Raw genomic sequence first — 25,471 nt, 5'->3', positions numbered from 1 at the left:
CAGGAGTCAGGATAAAGAATGAATTTTGATGTTTATCTCGTTCCCAGTCTCTGACTGGGAATGCTATCACAGAGACTCTGACTCTGCTATCAATAAAGGCAGAGCCTTTACAATTCATTCTCATACAGAGTATGGGAACGAGAACCGAGAACATGATATAATTAAAAATTACGAATTATTGTATATATGCAGTATAATAATATATTAGTCACCATTGCCACGGTGAATTTTGATAAGTTGGTAAACTTCTATATTCAGCTACTAGAACAAAAACCCAAAAACCTGATTCCCGATGTTTATGCTGAATTTCAAATTTCTGGCTTTAGTTTAGGTATTTTTCAACCCAAGAAAAATCATGAATCAGAATTTGCGGCAAATATAAAAAGTCCGCTCAGTTTATGTTTAGAAGTAAGTAATTTAGAAAATGCGATCGCTCACCTACAATATTTAGGATATCCACCTCCAGGAGAAATTGCCACAGCTTCCCACGGTAGAGAAATTTACGCCTACGACCCTGACGGTAATCGTCTAATTTTACATCAAAGTCATTAGGAAGAATCTTCTTCCCAGTCCCCAATCCCCAATCCCCAGTCCCCAGTTCCCAATGTCTATAACTCAAAACTACAAATTAAATCTCATTCAATGGTATCCCGGCCACATCGCCAAAGCTGAAAAAAAGCTACAAGAACAGCTAAAACGGGTAGATGTGATTTTAGAGGTACGAGATGCACGTATTCCTTTATCTACAGACCATCCGCAGATGAATGAATGGGTGGGGAGTAAGTCGCGGGTGTTGGTAATTAACCGTTTAGATATGATATCGCCCCAAGTGCGATCGCTTTGGGTAGACTGGTTTAAAAGCCAGGAACAAGTACCTTACTTTACCAATGCTCAACATGGTCAAGGTATCACAGCCATAGCCAAAGCAGCGCAAGCAGCAGGGGTAGAACTGAACCAACGCAGAAAAGATAGAGGAATGTTACCCCGTGCAGTTCGAGCGGTAGTTATTGGTTTTCCCAACGTGGGCAAATCAGCATTAATTAACCGGTTGCTAGGAAAGCGAGTCGTTGAAAGTGCAGCGCGTCCTGGTGTGACTCGTCAACTGCGTTGGGTGCGAATTTCCGACCAATTGCAATTACTAGATTCTCCGGGTGTTATTCCCTCCAGAATGGAAAATCAAGCCGCCGCAGTGAAATTAGCGATTTGTGATGATATCGGCGAAGCATCTTATGATAATCAGCTAGTAGCTGGAGCTTTCGTAGACATTATCAATGAACTGCAAGAAACACATCCTCATTTATTACCACAGCACCCTTTACTTTCACGCTACGAAGTTGATTCTCTCATCCACACAGGAGAAGCATATTTACAAGTTTTAGCAGAACATCGTTATAAAGGAGATGTGGAACGCGCAGCTAGAACTCTGGTTACTGATTTTCGCAAAGGACTTTTAGGTAATATACCTTTGGAAATTCCACCGCATTAAAAATAAAATAACCACTAACCCAAAAACAACTTATAAGCAGGATTTTGGCTTTCATCCCAATAACGATAACCCAAAGAATCAAGAAACTCCTGCCATTGTTCCATCTCATTAGGTGGTACTTGCATACCTACCACAATACGTCCATAATCTGCGCCATTATTACGATAATGAAATAAACTAATATTCCAATCAGGAGACATAGAACCGACAAATTTCATTAATGCACCAGGACGTTCGAGAAATTCAAAACGGTATAATAATTCATTTTGAGCAAGGGTAGAACGTCCACCAACCATGTGCCGTAAATGTAATTTTGTTAATTCATCATCGGTTAAATCAATAGTTTTTAAACCGTTAATTTCAAATTTGTCAACTATTTTGGCTGCGTCAACGCGGTTTTCAATTTGCACGCCGACGAAAATATGTGCTTCTTGGTTGTCAGCAATGCGATAATTAAATTCTGTGAGATTGCGATTGCCTAGACATTCACAAAACTGACGCAGACTTCCTGGTTCTTCGGGAATTGTCACCGCAAAAATGGCTTCTCGACGTTCTCCAAATTCTGCTCTTTCTGCCACAAACCGCAAGCGGTCAAAGTTCATATTAGCACCGCAAGCCACAGCAACAAGGGTTTCCCCTTGTATTTGTTCTCGTTCGGCGTAGGCTTTAGCAGCTGCGATCGCTAATGCCCCCGCAGGTTCTAAAATAGATCGTGTATCCTCAAAAACATCTTTTATCGCTGCACAGGTAGCATCAGTATCCACCAAAATAATTTCATCTACATATTGCTGACACAAGCGGAAGGTTTCTTCTCCCACTTCACGCACCGCTACCCCATCCGCAAATAAACCCACTTGGGACAAGCGCACCCGATGACCGGCTTTCAGAGACTGACTCATAGCATCAGCGTCTACGGGTTCGACACCGATAATTTTGATTTCAGGACGCAACCGTTTTACATAAGCTGCAATACCGGAAATTAAACCCCCGCCACCGATAGCCACAAATATTGCATGGATAGGTTGCTGATATTGTCGCAGTATTTCCATACCGATGGTTCCCTGTCCTGCGATGACATCAGGATCATCAAAGGGATGTATAAAGGTTAACCCTTTTTCTGCTTCCAATTGCCGGGCGTGGGCATAAGCATCATCATAGTTATTGCCATGTAATACAACTTCTCCTCCCCGTGCTTTGACTGCGTTTATCTTTACCTGGGGCGTAATTACGGGCATGACAATAATTGCTTTTGTTCCCAAGCGACTGGCAGCTAAGGCTACACCTTGGGCGTGATTTCCCGCAGAAGCTGCAATCACACCTTGTTTCAGTAAATCTGGTGTCAGGTTGACCATTTTGTTATATGCACCCCGCAGCTTGAAGGAGAAGACAGACTGCATATCTTCCCGCTTCAGCAGCAGTTTGTTGTTGATACGGTGGGAGAGGTTGGGAGCATTTTCCAGTGGTGTTTCCTGGGCTACATCATAAACGCGGGCGGTGAGGATTTGTACCAGGTAGTCGCAATACATGGGCTATAGATGCAATTTGGGGATGGATCTTAATTCTACCGCTTGTTGGGTGTTTGGGGGGATGGGTTTTTGGGTGTTAATCTCATGTAGCCATCCTTGCTTGATAGAAATGTTATACTCTTATCTTAAGCAGCTTTTAAATAAAAATTACGTCAAAAGAGTTGATTTAGATATGTTTGAAGAGTTTGAAGAAAGAGGTGAATGGTGGCTTCCTGATAACCCTGACAAAAAAGTATTTGGAACTCTAAAATTTAATCCTAACAGTGGCGCAGTATTAGACTTAATAAGCTCTTTTATAGATATTCAATCAGAACGCCAACCAGCACTATATACTCTCATACTAGGTAAAGTATCCACAGGGAAGATTATTACTTTGTATCAATGTTCTTACTTTCGGTCATCGTTAAATATTTCTATTTCTTCTGGTTTTGGAACTTGTCAGTTTTATGTATATAAAGTATTTACGGGTTTTCATTTCCAAGAAGAATCAGATATTAAATTCAAAAGTCTTATTGTTTATTACTCTTACTTAAATGAATGGTCACAAATGGGCTTACCAAATATAGAACTTTCTCAAGAAGAATTCTCTATAAAATACAAACGACGAGAACTTATTGAACCAGTTAATATTAAGCAAGACTGGCAGGTATTTATGGAATTATATGCTGATTATGATTGGGATAAGCTGGATATAAATATCAATAAACAAGTAAATATCGTGATAGAGTCTGATGAAGAGAAATCTCTTCAAGAGTACGAAAAGGTTATGAGACATATTCAGAACTTCTTAAGTCTTTGTGTTACTAAACCTGTATATCCTTTATTTATTCGTGGACTTAAAATGGGTGATGCTTTTAGTTCAATAACAGGCTTGATGGAATATAGACCTATAAGCGTTAATATATTGTATCAAGTTTCAAACACCCCAATAGTCACTAAGAATCTCATGCCCTATGATATGCTTTTGACATTTAGTAAACTTTCTAGCAAATTTGAATACTATCTTGGAAACTGGTTTAGAAAAATAGAGCTATTAGAACCAATTTATGAACTCTATTTTGGAACAATATATAATTCTTATATGTATCCACAACAAGAATTTCTTAATTTAATGCAATCAGTTGAAGCATATCACAGAAAGAATCCAACAATGAAGCAATATGAGATTTCACAGGAAGAACATAGCGAAAGAGTAGAGAAAATTATCAATAAAACTCCTGAAGAATATAAAACATGGCTTAAAAACAGGCTTGTTCCACAGGGGAAAGTTTATATAAGCAATCAACTTGATTTAAGAAAGCGTTTAGTAGAAATAATTAATGTATGTTCGGAAGCGTTGGGTGAATTTATAGAACAGAGTAATTTATTTAAATCAAGAAAAATGAGAGATTCTTTTATTTATAAAATAGTCAGGATGAGAAATTATTTAACGCACTTGGATGATCATGGTGACGAATCTCTAAAACAACAAGCTGCTAATGATAATCTCCTGAGATACTGGTCTCAAAAAATTAAGCTGATAATTGAAATATGTTTTCTTTACGAAGTAGGATTTAGTCCAGAAGAAATTAAAGATATCTTTATGCAAAGAAATGATAAGGAATTAATTATTCATCTTTTATCCACTAATTTTTAATTTCAATGAATATTAATTTCAATTCAGAAGCTTACAGTAAATTACTGTCTCAATATCAACCACGAGTCATCAAAACCGAGGAAGAAAACGAGCATTTTTTAGCAATTGTAGAAGATTTACTTTCTCGTCCTCACCTCACAACAGAAGAAAATACACTTTTAGAATTATTAGTGAGATTAATTGCGGACTTTGAAAATCAACATTATCAACTAAATGGTTCTACTCCTCGTTCCAGAATTTTGCATTTATTAGAAGCGCAGGATTTAGAATTAAGTCATTTAGTTCCTATTTCTGGTTCAATTGAGTTAGTTAATAAAGTAATTAATGGTCATGTAAAAGTAACAAAAGAACAAAGTGAGATGTTGGGTAATTTGTTTCATGTTAATGCAAGTTTGTTTATTGAATAAAAACCATCCTGTAAATCCTAAAATCCTGGAAGTCCTGATATGGCTTGCACCACGCTATGCCTACGGCACACTAGGTGAACGCTATCAAACAAACAATCAACACTGTAAACTTTACAACTCTATAAATTATCAATCAAATTGCTTATAGCAAGTATCCCTGCTATAATAAAGCTATAACCTAATAGCTTTTATCATCAACCGTAGCAAATTATATTACATCCAAAAATATATACTTAATTACAAAAAACACATTTATATGAAACTACACACCTTAGAAATAAAAAACTTTCGTGCCATCAAAGATATTTCTTTAGATTTTACCGATTTACTTAGTCGTCCTCGACCTATCAATTTAATTGTTGGTCCTAATAGTTCAGGCAAAACTTCAATATTAGATGCCATTCATGTTGTAGTTAAAGTATTTGAAAATCCCAAAAATCCATCTTTAAGAGAAGGTTTAGAATATAACATACAACAATTAGTTAGAGGTAGAGGTAATATAGCTCAAATAACATTTGAATATTCCATTGAACAAGATGAAGCAGAAGCTATTAATGATGTTTATTCATCACTAGAATTACCGCAAAACTTTAATTTATCCAACCCAGTTCCACCTTTAGGAAGTCCAGCAAAAGTTATCTGGTCTTTTCCAAATAGAAAACCAAAACCAAAGAGTTTATATCACTATAGTTATATACCTGAAGATTCTATTAAAGTTCTAGGTGCAAGAGGCAGAGCTTCTGAATCAGTCAATAGAACTTTGTATACATCACAAATATTTGATAAAATTGGTGGTGTTTGTTATTTTGATCAAAGACGAACAGTTAGGCTATTTAAAAGTTTTAATCAACAAAATATAGAAGATCAAAATGCACATAGTGATGTTTTATCATGGTTAAATGAATATTATCGTAAAGATTTAACATGGAATGAAGAAAAATATGGGGAATCCTATTGGAAGAGAGTTCAAAGATTATTTAATAAAATTTGCTTCCCTTCAGAATTAATAGGTTTAGAGTCAGGTCCCGATTCTGATACTGTAATTCTCAAAAGAAAGGGTGTAGAATATGATTTACTACAAATGAGTTCAGGAGAACATCAAATTTTAAGAATTTTAGTTGGTTTAGCAGCAGATACCGCTAAAAATTCTATTGTTCTTATTGATGAAGTTGAATTACATTTACATCCCGCTTGGCAAAAAAGATTAATTCAAGTTTTACGGAGTGATGACTCTAATAATCAATATATTTTTACCACCCATTCCCCAACAGTAGCAGAAATGTTTTATGATTCGGAAATTATAAAATTGGGTGATTTGGGAGAAAAATAATGGAAATTCTAGATAATTTTTTATATATCTTAATTGAAGGTGAACCGGAAAGTCCCGAAGTTCCATTTATTCGTAGAGTTATTGATAACCTAATCAATAAAGAATTGTTATCAACAATAGACTATAAAGTAGTTGAGATAGGTGGTAGTGGAAACTTTAATTCTATAGGTAAATTAATCTACCCTAAAAGTAAATTACACCAAAGTATACCAATAATTGCGATTTCTGATAGAGATTTTAGAACACAGGAAGAGATTAATAAAATGACTTCAAAACCAGATAGTGATTTTCTAAAAAAGAACTCTAAATCTGTAAAAATAATTTATTGGTCTAGACATGAATGGGAAAATTTTTTACTAGAAGACACAGAAACGATAGCTAATTTATTAAATCAGATACCTATAAAAACATCACAGTTTAAGCCATATAGAAGCAACATTACAAATAATGTAACCAAAGCAGAACTAGATAAATGGCTAATACAATATTTTCAGAACTTAATTATGGAAGAGTTTTTGGAATGTTTAAGGTTTAGATTTAGACATAATCTCTGGTTAAGTTTAGATAAACCAAAGTCCTTATTTTTACCAGATATGGAAGTTTGGTTTAAAAATCAGATAGTTAATAAAGCTAGAGAATCTAGAAAAAATATATTTAGGTTAAAATCAATGTTTACAGATACAGTGCAAGAAAAGTTTTGGCAATCATATATTAATGATCCTAGTAAATTTGATTTTCAACAAGCTAAAATATTTTTTAGAGGTAAGGAAGCAGTAGAGCATTTACGTACAGAAGCTATTAAACATCTTTCAATAGAAAACTTAGGTGAGCCATCTTTTAAAGAGTTAATTTTACGAGAATTAGACAACAATACAAATTCTCTGATTGTTCAAGAGTTGGGTTTAATGTTAAAACCTTATTTTCAACAAGCTGCTAATATGATAATGAAATTACACAAATAATGAAAAAAGTTTTACGTCTATTCATTTTAGGAGTCACCCTATTTTTTTTAGGGAAAGCGTTAAAAGATAATTGGCTAGAAGTAACAGCTATCCGTATTGATGCAGCCGGATGGGCAATTTTAGCAATTGCTACAGGTGTAACTTTAATTGCACATATTTGGGCTGGTTGGATATGGACTTGGATATTGAAAGAGTTAAATCAATCTGTATCAGCTGCTGAATTTATTCAAGTTTATCTAAAGACGAATATTGCTAAATATTTACCTGGGAATATTTGGCATTATTATGGGCGAATTTTAGCAGCTAAAAATGCGAATATTTCTGCGGGTGCAGCAACTTTAAGCGTTTTATTAGAACCTTTACTTATGGCTACTGCGGCTTTGATTACTGTGGTTTTATTCGGTAGTCAATTAGCAATTAATGATCCTAATTTTTGGTTACAAATTCTGAAATTTATAAGTTTAATTATATTGTTGGGAGTTGTTCATCCTTGGATTTTGAACCCAGTAATTCATTTTTTATATAAATTAAAGAACAAAAATTTAGCATCAGAAAATCAGTCTATTACTAATTTAAGAATTGAACGCTATCCTCTACGTCCTTTATTGGGGGAATTAATTTTTTTAGGATTGCGGGGAACTGGATTTATATTAACTATGTTTGCGCTAAGTTCATTAAATTTAAGCCAAATTCCTTTATTATTAGGTGCTTTTAGTTTTGCTTGGGTATTAGGCTTAGTTGTTCCTGGTGCGCCCGGTGGTTTAGGGGTATTTGAAGCCACAGCTATAGCCATTTTACAGCATCGTTTCCCTGCTGCTTTAGTAATTAGTGCGATCGCTCTTTATCGTCTCATTAGCATTTTCGCAGAAATTACCGGCGCTGCTTTAGCTTCCCTCGATGAACGTCTTGCTGAAAAATAAATTTCTGCTACTACTAGCAACATCTTGTATTCTTTTTATGTACTATTTTAGTCCCAGAATTCTATTCCAAAAGCTGTATAATCTTACACTACCCCTCACACACCACACCCCTCACACATCAACCCTCTGGTAAACTGTCAAATACCTGTTTAACTAACTGCTGAGTTTTATTTTCCAAATGTTGCCAATCCACATCCCCCGACTCATCGACTAAACTAGTATCAATATCAACAGGTTCATTATTTGCACTGTAATTTAAAAAACACACTTGATAACACAAATCCCACAAATCCACATTGACTTGCTGCTCTTGATGTTGCAAACGCAGATGGTATCCTGGATGGGGTATGGGCAAAAGGGCAAGATGTTCTCGAATATCTTCCACCTGTGCCGGTGTCGCAGTTTCCATATCTTGCAACAACTGTGTCACCATAGCTTTGGTTTTATCAGTCGTACCAGGTGGCCAAATCAATACATCGTGATAAGTTCCTTTCCACAAGGATGTATCCAGATGCTTACGAATATTATCGACAACCCGGATAAAAGTCGGTTGCATAAGAAGTTCAGCTTGCTGCCATGTAGCGGAGTTTGTTATCTTAGGTGGCATTGTTAGTTAACAGAGATACTAAATAGAAAGTAAAAATTTGTTGTTTTTATGAAAAAACTGCATTCTTAGTCTAAATCTTTTCTCAAGATAGCGGATTTCCTAGAAGAAAATGTGGAGATATTGACTACCATTTGGAAAATTAGGTGTTAAAACTGGGGAGGGAACATGATAGGCAAACTACTAGACCATAGATACCAAGTCATACGCATTTTGGCAACGGGAGGATTTGGTCAAACCTATATTGCCGAAGATACTAGGCGGCCTGGTAATCCCATTTGCGTTGTCAAACATCTCAAACCCGTCAGCACTGACCAAAAAATCTTTGAAACTGCTAAACGTCTATTCAATAGCGAAGCCGAAACTTTAGAAAAATTGGGAAACCATGACCAAATACCCAGGCTACTCGCTTATTTTGACGAAAACCAAGAATTTTTCTTAGTCCAAGAATATATTGACGGGCATACCCTGAGTCAAGAACTGATACCAGGCCAACCTTGGAATCAAAACCAAGTCATGCAACTTTTGCTGGAAGTTCTGGGGATTTTAGAATTTGTCCATCAAGAAGGCGTTATTCACCGTGATATCAAACCAGATAATATCATCCGTCGCGCGGCTGATTATAAATTAGTTTTAGTAGATTTTGGGGCAGTTAAACAATTAAGATCGCCATTAGTCACAGTTGGCGCACAACTCACCGCTACTGTAGCTATTGGTACACCTGGTTATATGCCTACAGAACAAGGACAAGGTAAACCCCGGCCTAATAGTGATATTTATTCCCTGGGAATCATTGCAATTCAAGCCTTAACAGGAGTACCTGCTAACCAATTTCAAGAAGATGCCAACACAGGTGAAATTCTCTGGCAACATTTTCTGCCTGTCAATTACCACCTGGCAGAAATTCTTAGCAAAATGATACGTTATCACTTCAAAGACCGCTACCAAACAGCCACGGAAGCACTGCAAGCCTGTAGAGAGTTTGTGAGTATGACTTCTACATCTTCAGTTTCTGAATCTCCCAAACCCATCAGCTACCAATCCCCCAAACCCCCATATTCTCAAGCATCTCAATTCTCTTCACAGCAAACTGTCGCTTTTGCACCTGCTAATCCTGTCGTTCCTAAACCTGTTCATCAAGATTCCAGCAAGCCTGATCCTTTACCATTGGTAATTGGCTTATTATTAGCAGGTGGTGCGGCAGCTTTGGTGACAAATTTATATCCAAATGTCAAAAATTTAGCTGCTAATTGGACAGGGAAAAATAACACATCATCAAAAAACTGCTTGGCTGTAGTCGCAGCAAATTCTAATATTCGTTCTGAACCGAGTGCGATTAATTCTGATAATATTCTCAAAACTCTTGGTGATGCTAGTGATTTTGATGTGACAGGTAAGCGCACAAAACGCGGTTGGATAGAACTTAAACTCAAATCTGGACGTTCGGCTTGGGCGCACTCGGATGTCATTATTAATAATGAACAATGGATTTCTTGTTTGCGAGATCAAGGAGTTTCTATTCAAACTGTAGATGATAGTCCCTTAATTGCTTCTCGACCTGTTCCCAAACCGGAACCCAAACCAATTGCTGTTGCTACTCCCAAACCAGAAACATCTGAAAAACCAGCTAGTGATGACAAAACTAAGATTGTTGAACAAGCTAGACGAAAGTTTGAATCAGGAGATTTGCAAGGGGCTATTACTCAACTGAAAACAATTCCTGCAAATGCAGCTTCTGGGATTAAAGAAACTGTTGAGATTGTAAACCAATGGCAGCAAGACTGGGCTAAGGCTGAAGCACTAGCTAATGAGATTAATAAAGCTATTGATAACGGTCAATGGGATCAAGTCTTAGCTTATCGAGATAATCCCGACAAATTACCTAATATTAAATATTGGCAAGACAAATTAGAACCAATGTTTAAACAAGCCGCAGAAAACGTTGCTAAACAGGCTCTTCCCCAAACAAACACCCAAGTCAATCAAAATAATTCTCAACAGAAAGAAAAAGCAGATAATGATAAGACATCAAAATCTACAGAAAGCCCTAACACAACTACAACCAATTAAAAACCTTAACGGGTGACAAGGGTTAATTAACCCGCTTTTAGCTAGGCTTGACAAAATCCAACCATTAGAAACTGAGTTAAACTGAATTTAATGTTGAACTATTTAATGCAGTTCGTCGTATTCAGCCGTTTCTACCCGTCTAGCTTCTGTGCGAGAGGATGGTAAAAATTCAGCCCGTCGAACTGTAGCTAAAGGTGGAGTTGTGCCGTGGTAGGGGTGAATTACCTGTACAGTACGGGTAGGACGTTGCTTGGGAGAAAACAAAGATAAAACTCCAGCAACAACAACACCACCACCAATAGTTAGTGTAGCCCCACCTACAGCCCAAACTATGGGTGATGACCACCAGGGATTTTGTTCCATTGGTAGTGCAGCTACTTTCTGTTGATTTTGCTGTTGTGCTAACTGCCACTGTTGCTGAGTGAAATTTTGCACCTGACCTTGAAGTTGTTGATTTTGTAACCGTAGTTGTTCATTATCAGTTTTCAACTTCTCCATGGTCATGTTTAGCTTTTCCATTTCCAGTCGTTGATCGGAATTTGGTGCTATTGGTTGTTGATAGGGATATACTGGTTGCCCATAGTTAGGAGGGTATTGCATGGATGGCTGCATTACCTGGGGTGCTATAACCGCACCTGGCATTTGTGGCGCAACAGCGAAGTTAGGTTGTTGTCCAGGGATATTAGTTCCTTTTAGTAACAGGAGAGCCGCTAAACCAGCTACAGCAACTCCACCGATAAATGCCATACTTTCACTCATATATTTTACCCCTCAACTAGGACGAAACCATAACTCAATGTTGACAAAATCACTCTCACACTCATAATTTATCGCCTAATTTCAATTCACATAAGACTCAAACTATAAGCAAATTTAGCAGGTAGTTTTTTTCAGACTGACATCTGCTGTTATTATTCAAGACCATATCAGTCAAATTGTCCACTAAGGGATGATAAAAAAACTACGCTGTTATACTTTTTAATCTAATTTTCCCAAATCATCAAGAGGGGGTTTTAATAGCTGTCTTGAGATTTTGGCAAAATTGAGCGATTTCATCCAGTCCTTGTGCTGGTGTTCCTGCTGCCAACCGCTTAACAATCGCACTACCCACAATTGCTGCATCCGCACCCCATTCCCTCACTTGACGCGCTTGTTCAATGTCGGAAATACCAAAGCCTACGCCAATGGGTTTATCTGTCACAGAGCGAATTTGTGTGAGTAAATCGGCAACTCGACTTTCCATTTGCGATCGCATTCCCGTCACACCGGTTACACTGACCAAATAAATAAATCCTTGGGAGGCACGAGCGATCGCTTCAATCCTCTGGGCAGAACTTGTAGGAGCTACTAACATAGTTAAATCAATCCCCACCTCACTGGCAGGTTTTAATAACCCTGCTGCCTCTTCTAAAGGTAAATCAGGCACTACTAAACCTGCTACACCAGCAGCCTTAATTTGTTCAAGAAACTTATCAATCCCTCGGTGCAGAATTGGGTTGTAGTAAGTAAATAAAATAATTGGTGCTTGCAAACTAGGAGTAGTAGCTTGCAACATTTCCAACACCTGATCTAAAGTAGTACCTCTTGCTAAAGCGCGGGTAGCAGCCGCTTGAATCACAGGACCATCAGCCAGAGGATCAGAATAGGGAACACCTAACTCAATAATATCGGCTCCAGAGCGATCTAGAACCTGCAAAGCCTGAGCCGTGGTTTCTAAATCAGGATCACCAGCAGTAATAAACGGAATCAGAGCGCATTCCTGATTCCGTCTTAAAGTTTCAAAACAACGAGAAATTGCAGTCATTGATCAGAAAAAGGGAATAGGGAATAGGGAATAGGGAACAGGGAACAGGGAACAGGGAACAGGGAACAGGGAACAGGGAACAGGGAACATAATTATTCTCCCTATCTCCCTATCTCCCTATCTCCCCATCTCCCCATCTCCCCATCTTCCTATCTTTTCTGTCACCTGTCACCTGTCAACTGTCATCTAATTTCCTGATTCAATCTCAGCTTGAATTTTCGCTAATTCTTCAGGAGAGAGTTCATCTAGCCGCTTTTGGAGAAAAGCCTTTTCATACTCTTCCCGTTGTTGATGGTATGTCATTTTTTTACCCCCCGCACGGAAAAGATATGTGGCTAACCAACCCATTAAACCAGCAACCAGTAAAACTTGGCTCCAAATTCCAGCATTTTGACCATCTATACCGACTAGCTGCAATGCCACATAAGCCAAACCACCAGCCAAAAAAACGCCCAAAGTAATTCCGATTGCGTCAATGCGTCGCATGAGAGTTATGACCTACCAATTTAATTAAACAATTTGTCTGCGCCGGGGTCGAATATTCGCAATTGGCGAAAGTAGCAACAGACCTGGAAAGAAGAAGAACACCAAAAAGTACATAAACCCACGCTCTACAGAACTAGCTGTATACCACCGCAGCTTGAGGTACAGCATCACAACCATTGGTACTACCAGAAGATAAGCTCCGGCTAAAATCAGATACAGTAGTGCTACAACCATAATTTTTTGTCGGATTTGAGAAGACTATATTTGGTGCATCTACTCCCCATGATATGATGAATCGGCAGACTCAGGGAAGTATCACTTCTGGGTTTTGCTCAGGCAGGAAAAAATTTTTCCAACATAACTTGCATTTTTGCAAAAAACAGGTAAGATTGTGTTATAATCAAATTTCGCTGTTAAAAACGAGCAAGTGCTAAATAAAAAAAGTGGCGTTTGAAAAAAGATTTTCAAAACTACTTGCACAAAGACGTAATTAATGGTGAAATAGATGAGGTGGTTTTTTAAACCTCCAAACATCTAAAACCCTTTGGGAGTGTGGCGGAATGGTAGACGCTACGGACTTAGAAAACTGAGCCTTGATTGAGAAATCTTTCAAGTGGAAGCTGTCAAATTCAGGGAAACCTAAATCTGTTTACAGATATGGCAATCCTGAGCCAAGCCCGGAAATTTTAAACTTGAGATTTTATTTTGGGTTTCCATTTAAAATCGAAAATCCAAAATTCAGGGAAGGTGCAGAGACTCGACGGGAGCTACCCTAACGTAAAGACGAGGGTAAAGGGAGAGTCCAATTCTCAAAACCTAATTTTGTGCAAACAAAAAGGCAGTAGCGAAAGCTGCGAGAGAATGAAAATCCGTTGACCTTAAACGGTCGTGGGGGTTCAAGTCCCCCCACTCCCATTAAAAAATATTAAATTCATAAATCATAATAATTCCTTGACTCATTTGCAGAGTCAAGTTTTCATTTGGAATCTTTGATGTCATAAGATCCCCGACTTCTTTTGTTTATTGTGTTCATAAATGATAAATTGATCTGGTGAAGTCGGGGATCTGGATATGAACGATTGCTCTAGCTGAATACTTACGAATCTTTTAGTCTAATCCCACCAACTTGGCGCTTAATTCCCACATTTTTTCAGCTTTATCATCATCGCTGGCTTCGTTAGAAACTTGCTGCACAAAGGACTTCCCTTCTTTTTTCTGTCTATTTCCCCAACTCCAATACATCCCAGATTGATTATATTCAGGATCGGCAACTACTGCTGCTACTCTTTGACCAGCTAGTTCTTCAGAAACAAACCCACCGGTAATGTACTTCTGGAAGAGGGGGAAGAGTTTCTGGAACAATGGATAATGGTTACGGAATAGGGGAGTTGTAGCCACACATCCGGGATAGAGGGAACTAAAGGTGATACCAGTTGACTCATGATAGCGTCGATGCAGTTCTCTCATTGTCAACACATTACAAACTTTGCTATCTTTATAGGCTTTCACAGGTTCAAATTTCTTACCATCAATCATGGTACAAGGTGCTTTGAATCCTGCTTCAAAACCTTTTAGTTCTCCTAAATCTGGACGGGGAGGAATTTTTCCTCCCAATTCGTTGGGGTTGTGTGTTACAGTTCCCAGAATTACCAGTCTGGGTTCAGCAGCCGCAGATTTTTGCAAATCCTCTAAGATTAAGTTACACAGCAGAAAATGTCCCAGGTGATTTGTGGCCACACTCAACTCATATCCGTCTGGACTATACAAAGGTTCTTTGATTAAAGGCATATAAATGGCAGCATTGCAAACCAACGCATCCAATGACCTGCCAGTATTTCTAAAATCAGTCACAAATTGACGTACACTGTTTAAAGATGCTAAGTCTAGATGTATGATTGTATAGCTATCTTTTGCAATTCCTACTGATTGGGCTGCTTCTTCGGTTTTCTGCAAATTTCTACAAGCCATGATCACGTGCCATTGACCAGTTGCGGCTAAAGCTTTGGCAGCGTACAAACCGACACCAGAGGATGTACCTGTAATTATAACCGTTGATTTACGCTGTTCTTCCATGTTTTTGAGACTTTGTTGATTGTGGTTGTTTATATGTTCTCACGTTCCGTTCCCCATATAGCTTACAACTTCAAGGTTCAAAACCCAGTTTGGATGATTGCTTGATATTTGCCTTCTTGTTTCAATTCTGGACTTAAATTATTGACAATCTGCTGTATAATCACCGTTGACTAAAGGCAGAAGACAGTAATAATTGATAACAAATTTAATTAAGTATTTGCAATAAATTTAAAATTCCTGATTATTCTCAATCTCACAGAAGGGTGAAAATACAGTGATAGTCAAGATTACAGATGAAATAAGAAGATATTTAAAAATAGATTGTGTTAATTAGTAATTGATTAAGTTCACCTGAACATGATATAGTCACTATACTTTAACCAAATTTTATCGAAATCTTCATTTTTGGGAGAATAAAAAACAAGATAATTGATAATAGTTTCGTTGACTTGGATACAATGTTCAATCATCCAAAAGTTATAACATCATATTGTGAATTGTGTAGGTGCAGAATGGTTATTCAGCGATGCTTTATTGCCTGTGGATTTATGAGTTTTTTGACAGTTGGCTGTGGTGATTTGGCAATATCATCCACACAATATACTAAGCAAGTTGTACAAGAAAATAATGTTGCACAACTGATAGCAGAAGTACAAGATAGTCAAAAAGCAGAGAAATTACTAAATAAAGGCAACAGTTTTTTAGATAGCAATCGCTATAAAGATGCTCTGACATTTTATAATCAAGCCATCGCTATCAAAAAAGACAGTGTAGAAACATGGGTTAACCGGGGAAATGCTTTAATAGCTTTACATAAATATGAAGAAGCTGTATCATCCTATGATCAAGCGATCGCAATTCGCCCAAATAAAAATGAAGCTTGGTATAATCGAGGCAATGCCTTAACAGCTTTACGGCGTTACGATGAAGCTGTAAAATCCTACGATGAAGCTATAGCTATTGAAACCAAAAAACCTGAATACTTGATAAATCGAGGAATTGCGCTGACAAAATTACAAAAGTACAAAGAAGCTTTGGCATCTTACAACCAAGCAATGACTATTCAGCCAAATTCCCATCAAGTATATTACAACAAAGCCTGTAATTATGCCTTACAAAACCAGCCAGAACTAGCAATTGAGAACCTAGAAAAAGCCATGAAAATTTTCCCTGATAAATATAAGCCATTAGCCAAAATTGATGCGGATTTTGATAAAATTCGTGATCAAAAGCAGTTTCAGCAACTATTACAATAAATATGCTTTTGTCTTCAGTGCATCTATATAAACACAACCTGTATTACCAGGGTGATAAAAACTTAATTGATTTGATGTAGGAGATATGAAGAAACTCCTAATTACAGGTGTAAGCGGCTTTTTAGGTTGGCATCTTTGCCAAACAGCAAAACAAGAAAAATGGGAAGTTTACGGTACATATCATACCCATTTTCTAGAAATATCAGATGTGAAAATCTCGAAAGTTGATTTAACAAACTTTCAGGAATTAAAGGCTATATTCAATGAAATCAAACCGGATGCAGTAATTCACACCGCAGCACAATCTCAACCGAATTACTGTCAACTTCATCCCCAGGAATCTTACACCATAAATGTTACCGCATCTTGTCACATTGCCGGACTTTGTGCAGATAATTCTTTACCCTTCGCTTTTACCTCTACTGACTTGGTTTTTGATGGTTTAAAACCACTATATCAAGAAACAGATGAAGTTTCCCCTGTGAATATTTACGGTGAGCAAAAAGTCCAAGCAGAAACAGGTATATTAAAATTATATCCCCCGGCAGCAATTTGTCGAATGCCATTAATGTTTGGGAGAGAAACACCCACAGCTAAAAGCTTTATTCAGCAATTTATCCAAACATTGAAAGAGGGGAAAGAACTGAATTTATTTATAGATGAATTTCGCACTCCAGTTAGTGCAAATACAGCCGCAAAAGGGCTATTATTAGCCTTAGAAAAAGTTAACGGTATCATTCATTTAGGTGGGAAAGAAAGGATTTCTCGTTATGATTTTGGTAAAATATTAGTAGAAGTATTAAAACTTCCTAGTGATAAAATCAAATCCTGTCTGCAAGCAGATGTAAAAATGGCAGCACCAAGGCCAAAAGATATTTCTTTAGATAGTTCAAAAGCTTTTAGTTTAGGTTATAAAACATTATCTGTGAGAGAAGAGTTGGAAATATTAAAGTCTATTGAGTAATGCACCATCATTTTAATCTTAAGGACGTTCATGCAGAAACCAATGATCAGTTTTGAATAAAGCACAAGCATGATCTACAAGAGAAATACCTGGTAAAATAGTTGTACAAGGGGCAATAATTTCTTGTTCAATTGCTAATTGTAAAGCTTGTTTTAAAGTTTTTGGTTTATTTTTCACTGTTATTTGTAACATAGTTCCATAATGACTTACTAAATCTATGTGATATTGTTCATGCCAATATTTTAACATAGCCATTACTTTATCACTACCTATATAACTAGCCCCATACCAATGCAGATAAGCCAGTATTTCCCAACTATTTTGAATTGGTAATAATACTAATGCTAAAGTTTGATTGATGGGTTCATACCATTCTAAATAGCTCAAATCAATCAATAATTTTTCTTGATTTTGCTGCTCCAATAATGCTAAATATTGGTTAAACTTTTCCTTTGATATCTCTATTTTTTCAGTTAAAAATTGCGTAATATCAACCTTATTAACTTCTTCAATTAATTCTTGAATGCCAGTATTTTTATATTGAGGGTAAGACGGTTCATATTCATATTCAAAACGACAAAATAAATCCTCTTTAATGATATCATCTGCCCAACTATCGCTTTTATTTGACCAACAAGCAACTATCACCGGATAAAGTTGAGTTTGAGGTAAAAGATATCTCATAATTTCCCATGCTTGAATCTTGTTGTCAACATTAATCTGCATTACTAAAGCTGTTTCTTCACTTGCCGGTATGCTAATTTCAATGATTTGTGCTTCGTCCAGAATTGTATTTTTAAGGAGTTTTTGGATATCGGTGATTTTATAAATCATAAGATGGTGTTTAAAAAGTATTTTTATTAGATTTATTAATTATTAAAGCTAAAATGTCTGGACACCTATCACTCCTTATCGACAACTAAGAATGTTATGTAATTGACAAATTCAGGAAAATTAATATAATAATTATATACTGAAAATATAAATTTTATCACAAAAAAATGAGTAAAAATCTTGTAGGTAAAATCGCATTAGTAACAGGTGCTACCAGAGGTATTGGTAAAGGAATTGCTGTTGGTTTAGGTGAAGCAGGTGCTACTGTGTATATTACAGGACGTACTCTTGAACCTAATCATAATAATAGCCTTGGTGGTAGTTTACAGGAAACTGAAACCGCAGTTATAGAAGCGGGAGGGGTTTGTATTCCTATTCAAGTTGATCATAGTGATGATGAACAAATTCGTCAACTTTTTGAACGCATTGAAAGAGAACAAAATGGCCAATTGGATATTTTAGTTAATAATGTTTATGCAGGAGTACAAGCTTTAAGAGAAGCTTATGGTAAGCCTTTTTGGGAGTCTGAACCGAGTTTTTGGGATGCTGCTAATAATGTGGGTTTGCGGAGTCATTATGTTGCTAGTATTTATGCCGTCAGGATGATGACAAAACGCCATGAAGGGATTATTTTCACTATTTCTTCTTGGGGCGGAATGTCTTATATTTTTAGTGTACCTTATGGTGTGGGAAAAAGTGCTTGTGATAGATTAGCCGCAGATATGGCTAAGGAATTAAAAGAGTATAATGTCACTTCTTTGGCTATTTATCCGGGTATTGTGGGTACGGAACAGATTACAAGTTTCGCACAGGAACAGAGTTTAGAAAATGGTAATTCTCCATCATTTGGTGATGGTTATAATTGGGAAACACCGTTGTTTACGGGGAGAGCGATCGCTGCATTAGCATCTGATGCTAATATTATCAAATACACAGGTAAAATCCAAGTTGTAGCTGAAGTTGCTAAGAGATATGGATTTGTTGATCAAAATGGTAATCGTCCTGTTTCTTTGCGTTCTCTGAGGTTTATTTTAGCGATGGGAATACCTTTTTTAAGAAATTATGCTGGGTTAATTCCTGATTTAACAATACCCTGGTTGGTGATTTTATTCTCTATGATTGTTAGTAAATTTTAAATTTCTACTCAACTACTCAATCACTGAGGAGAAAAACCTTGTGAAAATTACTTACCAACATTCGGTATAAACTTTAAATAAGTTCCTCCTAAACCTTCAACAATACTGCGTGTATTAGCATCCATCATTTTTTGATAAGTTTCTCCATCACTATTCAATTCACCAAGTCCATCAATATAAAGTTGTCTAGAAAAAAGTTTCACATTTGCTTGTTTGGTAATAGGCTCAAGTAACAGGGGATTAATCGTTGTATCTGCAAAAAGTGTTGGTACTTTAGCTTTTTCTATATATTGAGCCAAATTTTTCACTCTTGTGTCTGTCAAATTATCTTCATCCCTAATATCTGGTAAACTACCTTTGTAGGGAAAACCATAAGCTTTGACATAATAAATCATTGCTTCATGGGTTGTTAGTAATTTGCGATTTTTATTAGGAATAGTAGCAAGTGTAGACTTAATCCAGTTATGTAATGCGTTTAATTCCTTAGTTAATTCACTAGTTTTATTTTGATATTTTTCTTTATTTTTGGGCGATAATTTATCTAAACTGCTATTAATTACTTCCACGATTTTAATAGCGTTTTTAACATTGTGCCAAATATGTGGTTCAGTGAAACTTTTTCCATTTTTTACTAATCTTTCTGGTTCAGGTACAGCACGTTGACCAACAGCTATTTTGGGCGCATTGCTTTGAGTTGTTTGAATAACGTTGATGAGACTTGGTTCAAAATTATAACCATGATATAAAATAAGATGCGCTTGTTGAATTGCTTGGATATCCTCCGGTGTTGGTTGATAGATGCGCGGATTTAAACCGGGAGGAACTAAGCAAGTAAGATTGATAGTTTCTCCAGCAACTTGTTTAGTTAAATCACACAAAACACTAGTAGTTACTACAACTTGGGGGAGATTTCTGTTAATCCTCCGAGTCTGATTATATTGAATATATGTAGTATTTGTATCGGGATTTTTGCATCCAAAAAATCCCATACTAATTACCAAAAATGCCATGTTTAAGATATTTCTACATAAGATTTTTTTTGCCATAAATATAATCAAATAACAATCAAATAAATATATTATCGTGTCTTGGAATCTAGCTTAATAAAGGTACAGTGGTGACTAAAAAATTTTCATCAGCATACTCGGTATATGGAAAATCAGTGTGTTCTTAGACCTGGCTTACTATACTTGAATTAGTTATAACTCTTTTGTGCCAGTTTATAAGTTGAGAAATTTGAAACAATCATAACTCATTTCTTCCCTGGTAGTTTAGTACCCATTTCGGTTAACGCAGAGAAGATGAGATAGACAATAAGTAACGTTACACCTGCAAAAAATGCCAGTAAGTCGTTATTCATAATATATTAGCCTAAATTTCACCTACACCAAGCCAGTATACAGCAATTATGCCCAGATACCCAGCTTCTTCAAGAAATTGAGGATGCAAGCTCAGGATTTATCTATCAAATTTTCGGGAAACTCAATTTGCGACATAATCAGATTAAAGCGGGGGATAAACAGACTTTGATTAAAGTCAAATCAGACACGAAAGCGAACTGGTACTAGATATTAAAAAATATGAGCTAATTACAGCTTTACTAGAGCGCAATTTTAGTTTAAATAAAAAGTGTATATCGCACATAATTTTCCCGGATACTGTTTATTTACTCAGACAATAGGGAATTGTAAGTCTATATGTTGTAGGACTTACGTAAGTGTCACACCAAAAATCTGGTGTAGGTGTAGGGTGCGTCAGATATCAAAAATACGTTTATTTGCAAAATTTATGCAGTCTGACGCACCCTACCAATATATCAGTTGCGTAAGTCCTGTGTTGAAGTCACATAATCTAGAAAAATCTTTGCAAGATCAAGCTTTAATTATCAAAGATGTTGTAGTCTTAGATGGCAATATTATAAATATGGGGGAATATCAAAAAATCAGGTCTAATTTTATCATTGACTTGGCTAAGTTAGAACCTTTGATGGATATAACACCAGAATTATCGGTTGTACGTAGTCGTTATGCTTCTTTGACCAGGTTAGCAAATATTTTAGATAAAAATATCACTACTGTAACAACATCACAGCAGGATTTAAAAGCAATTAACTCCTATGTCAAAGATATTAAATTTTATCTATCTGCAATTTCTCAAAAAGCCCAAAAACAGAATTATTCTGCAAATGCAAAGGTGACAAGAATCAGATACATGAATACCAATTTTATGTTTTTAGGCATTATGGGAATATTTTTAATATTTTTGTTTCAATTGATTATTATTATAATTCCAGTTATTCACTCACTACATACACTGCAAATGGGAGTAGCCAAAATTGCTAGAGGAAATTTAAGTTACTATTTAGATATTAAAACTAATGATGAAATTGAACAGCTTGCTAATGAATTTAATCTAATGACCGAAAAATTGAGTAATTTTTATGATTCTTTGGAATCTAGAGTTTCTGAAAGAACATCTCAACTTTTTGAACTCAATCAAGATTTACAAAAGGAGATAATTGATAGAAGACAAGCAGAAATAAATCTTAAACAATCTCAAATTCAATTAACACAGAAAGCTCAAGAACTAGAACAAACACTGCAAGAGCTTCAGGAAACTCAAACCCAATTAATTCAAAATGAGAAAATGTCAAGTTTGGGACAGCTAGTGGCTGGTGTAGCTCATGAAATCAATAATCCTGTTAACTTTATTCATGGTAACATTACACCACTCAATGAATATTTTCAGCATTTGCTAGAATTAATAAACTTGTATCAAACCTACTATCCCCAGCCGATTGATGAAATTCAATACTACATAGAAGATATAGATTTAGCGTTCATTCTTGAGGATACTACTAAAATAATATCTTCCTTGGAAGTAGGAACTAAAAGAATTCGTGAAATTGTCTTATCTTTAAGAAATTTCTCTCGACTAGATGAAGCGGAGATGAAAGAAGTAAATATCCATGAAGGAATTGATAATACACTTTTAATTCTCCAATACAGAATTAAAGGAAAACCGCACGAAGCTGAAATTGAAGTCATCAAAGATTATGGCGATTTACCCTTAATAGAATGTTATCCTGGGCAGCTAAATCAGGTATTCATGAATATTATTAGTAACGCTATTGATGCTCTAGAAGAAAATAAAAAAAATGATAATTACCCAGAATTAACTAATAGTAATAAGGAAATTTTAATTCAAACAAAAGTCCTGAAAAATCAGTGTATTGTTATTCACATTGCAGATAATGGTATGGGAATACCAGAAGATAGTCGCAATCGCATATTTGATCCTTTTTTCACCACAAAACCTATTGGTAAAGGAACTGGTTTAGGCTTATCAATTAGCTACCAGGTTATTACTGCCAAGCATAAAGGTAATTTGCAGTGCATTACAACACCTGGGAAGGGAACAGAATTTATTATTAAACTTCCGATTAAGCAACAAGATTAGTTATTATTTATATAGTTTATAGAGTTTTAATTTATAATGTTGAAAACAAACCTCAGTGATATTTTATTATCTGATTGGCTGCATACAAATCAGTGCTTTAGTGTTGAATCAATAACCGCTCATAAAGCATTTTGTTGCCTTGTTACAGCTTATTCTAGCCCCAAACGCTATTATCACACACTACAACATATTCACTCAATTCTTAGCACAATTGATATTTTGAAAAACTATGTCGAAGATTTGCCATCTGTACAACTTGCAGCCTGGTTTCATGATGTAGTATATAACACTCATGCTCAAGATAATGAAGAAAAAAGTGCTGAATTTGCGGCTGATATGTTGAAAGATTTAGCAATTTCATCGGAAAATATTACTAAAATAAAAAATCTAATTTTATGTACAAAAACTCATCAAGCCGATAATATAGATGGACAAGTATTACTAGATGCAGATTTAGCAATTTTATCTGCTGATTCAGTTCAGTATCAAGAATATACTCAAGCTATTCGTCAGGAATATGCTTGGGTTTCAGAAACAGAATATATTACAGGTAGAGGAAAAGTATTAGAGCGATTTTTGCAGCGTCCATCTATCTACTTTACATCTTTGATGTTGGAGTCATCTGAAAAATTAGCTCGGTTAAATATGATGGAAGAATTAAAATTTTTAAAATCTCAGGAAAATCTTAATACTGTTTCATAAATGTTATGGTAATTCTACACTCGTTATCAGATTTTATTCATCCTAATACGGAAATTATCCCCACAAATCCCCATTATTACTATGAGGGTAAATGTCCCCAAACTGGTGAATTGTTGAAACTACCCAGAACAGCTTTAGTAGAAGCAATTGCTCAAGGCTTAATGCAGCAATTGAAGCAAAATCAAATTTATAACCAAGAAGGTAAAATGTATGGTGTTTTATTAGTTGAATTACCCAACGGTGAACAAAGAGTTATTAAAGCATTTTCTGGTCTTTTAAATGGTTATAGTGTGGTTGGAGGATGGGTTTTACCAATTCCCGGACGCGAAGAAATTGCTTTAGCAGAAACACAGACTTTAACTGAGTTGGAAAAAATCAAACAAGAAATAATAAATCTCAAACAAATTCCCGAAAGACAACAATATGAAACATTAGCTCTTGAATTTAAACAGCAGTTAGAATTAATCAACTTAAAACATCATCATAGTAAAGAACAACGACAAGCAAAACGCCAAGAATACCAGCAAACCCTCACCGGAAAAACCCTAGAAATTGCCATCACAGAATTAGAAGCCGAAAGTCGTCAACAGGGAATTGAGAGAAAATACCTCAAACGTCGTCAAAATGAAATTTTGCAGCCATTACAAGAGTTAATAACAAATGCAGATGATAGAATTAGAGAACTAAAACAACAGCGCAAAAAACTATCAAGACAATTGCAAACCCAAATGCACGCTGCGTATAGTTTGACTAATTTTTATGGACAATCTCTATCTTTACAACAATTACTACCAGGAGGAACACCCACAGGTACAGGAGAATGTTGCGCTCCTAAATTGTTACATTATGCAGCAACCCATCAGTTAAAACCTCTCGCAATGGCAGAATTTTGGTGGGGTGAATCTTCAGTACAGGATAAAATTCAGGGACAATTTTATGGTGCTTGTGTAGAAAGATGTCAACCTTTGATGGGGTTTTTGCTATCAGGATTAAAACCTAAAATTGCTAAGGAGCAAGAACTAGAAATAATCTATGAAGACCAATGGTTGATTGTTGTGAATAAACCGCCAGGATTACTATCTGTACCGGGACGTTATCATCATAATCAAGATAGCGTTTTCAGTCGTTTACAGAATTTTTATAATCTGGAATTAATGACAGTGCATCGTTTAGATCAACAAACTTCTGGTATTCTATTATTATCACGCGATCGCACCACTTATTCACAGCTAAATCAACAATTTACAAACCGACAAATTCATAAAATTTATGAAGCTATTCTTGCAGGTTCTTTGACTATCAATCAAGGTATAATTGATTTACCATTGTGGGGAAATCCTGAAAATCGCCCCTATCAAACCGTTGATTTAGAACGAGGTAAACCCAGCTTGACACAATTTCGGGTCATAGGAAAACAAGGAAACCATACCCGTGTAGAATTTATCCCCCTCACAGGAAGAACCCACCAGTTACGGGTTCATGCCGCTGATTCCAGAGGATTGGGAGTTACAATTTTAGGCGATCGCTTGTATGGTTGCAATGCTAATATGAGCCGATTACATCTACACGCTAGAGAAATCATTTTTCAACATCCCCATTTAGGGGAAATACTGCATTTACAAACGAAAACGCCATTTTAAACAACCAGACCCCCGACTTCTTCAAGAAGTTGGGTATCTAAATCCGTGGGTGATAAAGTCCTCATCTTCATCCTGTTCATCCTTAAATCCTGGAAATCCTGATTCAGAATATTTGTAAAGATGCCACCTTTATCGGTAAACTCATATAGGACTCATATTTGAATTTTGAAAAAATC

At 36.2% G+C, this 25,471-nt stretch carries 23 protein-coding genes; 14 read left to right on the top strand and 9 right to left on the bottom strand.

The window, feature by feature from the left end:
• Window positions 1–186 precede the first annotated feature (186 nt).
• Both VB694_RS10080 and ylqF read left to right on the top strand, forming a co-directional pair.
• The gene (locus VB694_RS10080; RefSeq protein WP_323360184.1) at window positions 187–552 is read left to right on the top strand and encodes a VOC family protein; all 366 of its coding nucleotides are present in this window, start codon (window positions 187–189) and stop codon (window positions 550–552) included.
• Between the two features lie 52 nt (window positions 553–604).
• Window positions 605–1,486, top strand: coding sequence for a ribosome biogenesis GTPase YlqF (gene ylqF / locus VB694_RS10075; RefSeq protein ID WP_323360183.1), 882 nt, complete (start codon window positions 605–607; stop codon window positions 1,484–1,486).
• 14 nt (window positions 1,487–1,500) lie between these two features.
• Here the strand turns inward: ylqF and ilvA are convergent, their stop codons facing one another.
• Entirely contained in the window at window positions 1,501–3,012 is a 1,512-nt protein-coding gene (gene ilvA / locus VB694_RS10070; protein WP_323360182.1) for a threonine ammonia-lyase, biosynthetic, read from the bottom strand.
• A 22-nt stretch (window positions 3,013–3,034) separates the two neighbouring features.
• Between ilvA and VB694_RS10065 the strand changes: the two genes are divergently transcribed.
• The 5 genes from VB694_RS10065 to VB694_RS10045 all read left to right on the top strand — a co-directional run bounded on the left by VB694_RS10065 (window position 3,035) and on the right by VB694_RS10045 (window position 8,267).
• A complete protein-coding gene (locus tag VB694_RS10065) occupies window positions 3,035–4,648 on the top strand; it encodes a HEPN domain-containing protein (protein WP_323360181.1) in 1,614 nt (537 codons plus the stop codon).
• Window positions 4,649–4,653: 5 nt separating this feature from the next.
• Window positions 4,654–5,055: a transcriptional regulator gene (locus tag VB694_RS10060; protein ID WP_323360180.1), complete on the top strand. Its 402-nt coding sequence runs from the start codon at window positions 4,654–4,656 to the stop codon at window positions 5,053–5,055.
• A 256-nt stretch (window positions 5,056–5,311) separates the two neighbouring features.
• Window positions 5,312–6,385, top strand: a complete 1,074-nt coding sequence (locus VB694_RS10055) for an AAA family ATPase (protein WP_323360179.1) — start codon at window positions 5,312–5,314, stop codon at window positions 6,383–6,385.
• On the top strand, window positions 6,385–7,347 hold the full coding sequence (locus VB694_RS10050; protein ID WP_323360178.1) for a hypothetical protein: 963 nt from the start codon (window positions 6,385–6,387) through the stop codon (window positions 7,345–7,347). The genes VB694_RS10055 and VB694_RS10050 overlap by 1 nt, the downstream gene beginning before the upstream one ends.
• Complete coding sequence (locus tag VB694_RS10045; RefSeq protein ID WP_323360177.1) at window positions 7,347–8,267, top strand: lysylphosphatidylglycerol synthase domain-containing protein; 921 nt, start codon at window positions 7,347–7,349, stop codon at window positions 8,265–8,267. The genes VB694_RS10050 and VB694_RS10045 overlap by 1 nt, the downstream gene beginning before the upstream one ends.
• 118 nt (window positions 8,268–8,385) lie before the next feature.
• Here VB694_RS10045 and VB694_RS10040 read toward each other — a convergent pair whose 3' ends face one another.
• Window positions 8,386–8,874: a hypothetical protein gene (locus VB694_RS10040; protein WP_323360176.1), complete on the bottom strand. Its 489-nt coding sequence runs from the start codon at window positions 8,872–8,874 to the stop codon at window positions 8,386–8,388.
• Between the two features lie 165 nt (window positions 8,875–9,039).
• Between VB694_RS10040 and VB694_RS10035 the strand changes: the two genes are divergently transcribed.
• Complete coding sequence (locus VB694_RS10035; RefSeq protein WP_323360175.1) at window positions 9,040–10,941, top strand: serine/threonine-protein kinase; 1,902 nt, start codon at window positions 9,040–9,042, stop codon at window positions 10,939–10,941.
• A gap of 102 nt (window positions 10,942–11,043) precedes the next feature.
• On the opposite strand, the gene VB694_RS10030 is transcribed toward VB694_RS10035, so the two are convergent.
• The 5 genes from VB694_RS10030 to VB694_RS10010 form a co-directional block, all read right to left on the bottom strand.
• Window positions 11,044–11,700 carry a heterocyst differentiation related protein gene (locus VB694_RS10030; protein WP_323360174.1) on the bottom strand — a complete coding sequence of 219 codons (657 nt, stop codon included), beginning with the start codon at window positions 11,698–11,700 and terminating at the stop codon, window positions 11,044–11,046.
• Window positions 11,701–11,941: 241 nt separating this feature from the next.
• A complete protein-coding gene (trpA, locus tag VB694_RS10025; protein WP_323360173.1) occupies window positions 11,942–12,745 on the bottom strand; it encodes a tryptophan synthase subunit alpha in 804 nt (267 codons plus the stop codon).
• A 186-nt stretch (window positions 12,746–12,931) separates the two neighbouring features.
• Window positions 12,932–13,231, bottom strand: a complete 300-nt coding sequence (locus VB694_RS10020; RefSeq protein ID WP_323360172.1) for a DUF3007 family protein — start codon at window positions 13,229–13,231, stop codon at window positions 12,932–12,934.
• Between the two features lie 24 nt (window positions 13,232–13,255).
• Entirely contained in the window at window positions 13,256–13,480 is a 225-nt protein-coding gene (ndhL, locus tag VB694_RS10015) for an NAD(P)H-quinone oxidoreductase subunit L (RefSeq protein ID WP_323360277.1), read from the bottom strand.
• Window positions 13,481–14,338: 858 nt separating this feature from the next.
• Window positions 14,339–15,304, bottom strand: coding sequence for a protochlorophyllide reductase (locus tag VB694_RS10010; protein WP_323360171.1), 966 nt, complete (start codon window positions 15,302–15,304; stop codon window positions 14,339–14,341).
• 512 nt (window positions 15,305–15,816) lie between these two features.
• Here VB694_RS10010 and VB694_RS10005 point away from each other — a divergent pair.
• Window positions 15,817–16,560, top strand: coding sequence for a tetratricopeptide repeat protein (locus VB694_RS10005; RefSeq protein ID WP_323360170.1), 744 nt, complete (start codon window positions 15,817–15,819; stop codon window positions 16,558–16,560).
• Between the two features lie 85 nt (window positions 16,561–16,645).
• Window positions 16,646–17,524 (top strand): NAD(P)-dependent oxidoreductase, encoded by an 879-nt coding sequence (locus VB694_RS10000; protein WP_323360169.1) that lies wholly within the window; start codon window positions 16,646–16,648, stop codon window positions 17,522–17,524.
• A gap of 18 nt (window positions 17,525–17,542) precedes the next feature.
• Here VB694_RS10000 and VB694_RS09995 read toward each other — a convergent pair whose 3' ends face one another.
• The gene (locus VB694_RS09995; RefSeq protein ID WP_323360168.1) at window positions 17,543–18,358 is read right to left on the bottom strand and encodes a DUF4253 domain-containing protein; all 816 of its coding nucleotides are present in this window, start codon (window positions 18,356–18,358) and stop codon (window positions 17,543–17,545) included.
• A gap of 167 nt (window positions 18,359–18,525) precedes the next feature.
• Here VB694_RS09995 and VB694_RS09990 point away from each other — a divergent pair, with 167 nt between their 5' ends.
• Complete coding sequence (locus tag VB694_RS09990) at window positions 18,526–19,494, top strand: SDR family NAD(P)-dependent oxidoreductase (RefSeq protein ID WP_323360167.1); 969 nt, start codon at window positions 18,526–18,528, stop codon at window positions 19,492–19,494.
• Window positions 19,495–19,541: 47 nt separating this feature from the next.
• Here the strand turns inward: VB694_RS09990 and VB694_RS09985 are convergent, their stop codons facing one another.
• On the bottom strand, window positions 19,542–20,540 hold the full coding sequence (locus VB694_RS09985) for a metal ABC transporter solute-binding protein, Zn/Mn family (RefSeq protein WP_323360166.1): 999 nt from the start codon (window positions 20,538–20,540) through the stop codon (window positions 19,542–19,544).
• A 742-nt stretch (window positions 20,541–21,282) separates the two neighbouring features.
• On the opposite strand from VB694_RS09985, the gene VB694_RS09980 reads away from it, so the two are divergent.
• From VB694_RS09980 to VB694_RS09970, 3 genes are read left to right on the top strand one after another with little or no spacing between them, the layout of a single operon-like run.
• The gene (locus VB694_RS09980) at window positions 21,283–22,953 is read left to right on the top strand and encodes an ATP-binding protein (RefSeq protein WP_323360165.1); all 1,671 of its coding nucleotides are present in this window, start codon (window positions 21,283–21,285) and stop codon (window positions 22,951–22,953) included.
• Window positions 22,954–22,989: 36 nt separating this feature from the next.
• On the top strand, window positions 22,990–23,655 hold the full coding sequence (locus VB694_RS09975) for a hypothetical protein (protein WP_323360164.1): 666 nt from the start codon (window positions 22,990–22,992) through the stop codon (window positions 23,653–23,655).
• Between the two features lie 5 nt (window positions 23,656–23,660).
• Window positions 23,661–25,295: an RluA family pseudouridine synthase gene (locus tag VB694_RS09970; protein ID WP_323360163.1), complete on the top strand. Its 1,635-nt coding sequence runs from the start codon at window positions 23,661–23,663 to the stop codon at window positions 25,293–25,295.
• Window positions 25,296–25,471 lie beyond the last annotated feature (176 nt).

The sequence above is a fragment of the Anabaena sp. UHCC 0451 genome, assembly GCF_034931405.1.
In the GTDB taxonomy this organism is placed as follows: domain Bacteria; phylum Cyanobacteriota; class Cyanobacteriia; order Cyanobacteriales; family Nostocaceae; genus RDYJ01.
Note: the sequence above shows the minus strand (reverse complement) of the source record. Positions and strands in the feature narration are given on the sequence as shown.

Bases quoted from the DNA above. Each gene is read 5' to 3' on its own strand.
- VB694_RS10080 (WP_323360184.1), top strand. From the start codon at position 187: ATGCAGTATAATAATATATTAGTCACCATTGCCACGGTGAATTTTGAT.
- ylqF (WP_323360183.1), top strand. From the start codon at position 605: ATGTCTATAACTCAAAACTACAAATTAAATCTCATTCAATGGTATCCC.
- ilvA (WP_323360182.1), bottom strand. From the start codon at position 3,012: ATGTATTGCGACTACCTGGTACAAATCCTCACCGCCCGCGTTTATGAT.
- VB694_RS10065 (WP_323360181.1), top strand. From the start codon at position 3,035: ATGGATCTTAATTCTACCGCTTGTTGGGTGTTTGGGGGGATGGGTTTT.
- VB694_RS10060 (WP_323360180.1), top strand. From the start codon at position 4,654: ATGAATATTAATTTCAATTCAGAAGCTTACAGTAAATTACTGTCTCAA.
- VB694_RS10055 (WP_323360179.1), top strand. From the start codon at position 5,312: ATGAAACTACACACCTTAGAAATAAAAAACTTTCGTGCCATCAAAGAT.
- VB694_RS10050 (WP_323360178.1), top strand. From the start codon at position 6,385: ATGGAAATTCTAGATAATTTTTTATATATCTTAATTGAAGGTGAACCG.
- VB694_RS10045 (WP_323360177.1), top strand. From the start codon at position 7,347: ATGAAAAAAGTTTTACGTCTATTCATTTTAGGAGTCACCCTATTTTTT.
- VB694_RS10040 (WP_323360176.1), bottom strand. From the start codon at position 8,874: ATGCCACCTAAGATAACAAACTCCGCTACATGGCAGCAAGCTGAACTT.
- VB694_RS10035 (WP_323360175.1), top strand. From the start codon at position 9,040: ATGATAGGCAAACTACTAGACCATAGATACCAAGTCATACGCATTTTG.
- VB694_RS10030 (WP_323360174.1), bottom strand. From the start codon at position 11,700: ATGAGTGAAAGTATGGCATTTATCGGTGGAGTTGCTGTAGCTGGTTTA.
- trpA (WP_323360173.1), bottom strand. From the start codon at position 12,745: ATGACTGCAATTTCTCGTTGTTTTGAAACTTTAAGACGGAATCAGGAA.
- VB694_RS10020 (WP_323360172.1), bottom strand. From the start codon at position 13,231: ATGCGACGCATTGACGCAATCGGAATTACTTTGGGCGTTTTTTTGGCT.
- VB694_RS10010 (WP_323360171.1), bottom strand. From the start codon at position 15,304: ATGGAAGAACAGCGTAAATCAACGGTTATAATTACAGGTACATCCTCT.
- VB694_RS10005 (WP_323360170.1), top strand. From the start codon at position 15,817: ATGGTTATTCAGCGATGCTTTATTGCCTGTGGATTTATGAGTTTTTTG.
- VB694_RS10000 (WP_323360169.1), top strand. From the start codon at position 16,646: ATGAAGAAACTCCTAATTACAGGTGTAAGCGGCTTTTTAGGTTGGCAT.
- VB694_RS09995 (WP_323360168.1), bottom strand. From the start codon at position 18,358: ATGATTTATAAAATCACCGATATCCAAAAACTCCTTAAAAATACAATT.
- VB694_RS09990 (WP_323360167.1), top strand. From the start codon at position 18,526: ATGAGTAAAAATCTTGTAGGTAAAATCGCATTAGTAACAGGTGCTACC.
- VB694_RS09985 (WP_323360166.1), bottom strand. From the start codon at position 20,540: ATGGCAAAAAAAATCTTATGTAGAAATATCTTAAACATGGCATTTTTG.
- VB694_RS09980 (WP_323360165.1), top strand. From the start codon at position 21,283: ATGCAGTCTGACGCACCCTACCAATATATCAGTTGCGTAAGTCCTGTG.
- VB694_RS09975 (WP_323360164.1), top strand. From the start codon at position 22,990: ATGTTGAAAACAAACCTCAGTGATATTTTATTATCTGATTGGCTGCAT.
- VB694_RS09970 (WP_323360163.1), top strand. From the start codon at position 23,661: ATGGTAATTCTACACTCGTTATCAGATTTTATTCATCCTAATACGGAA.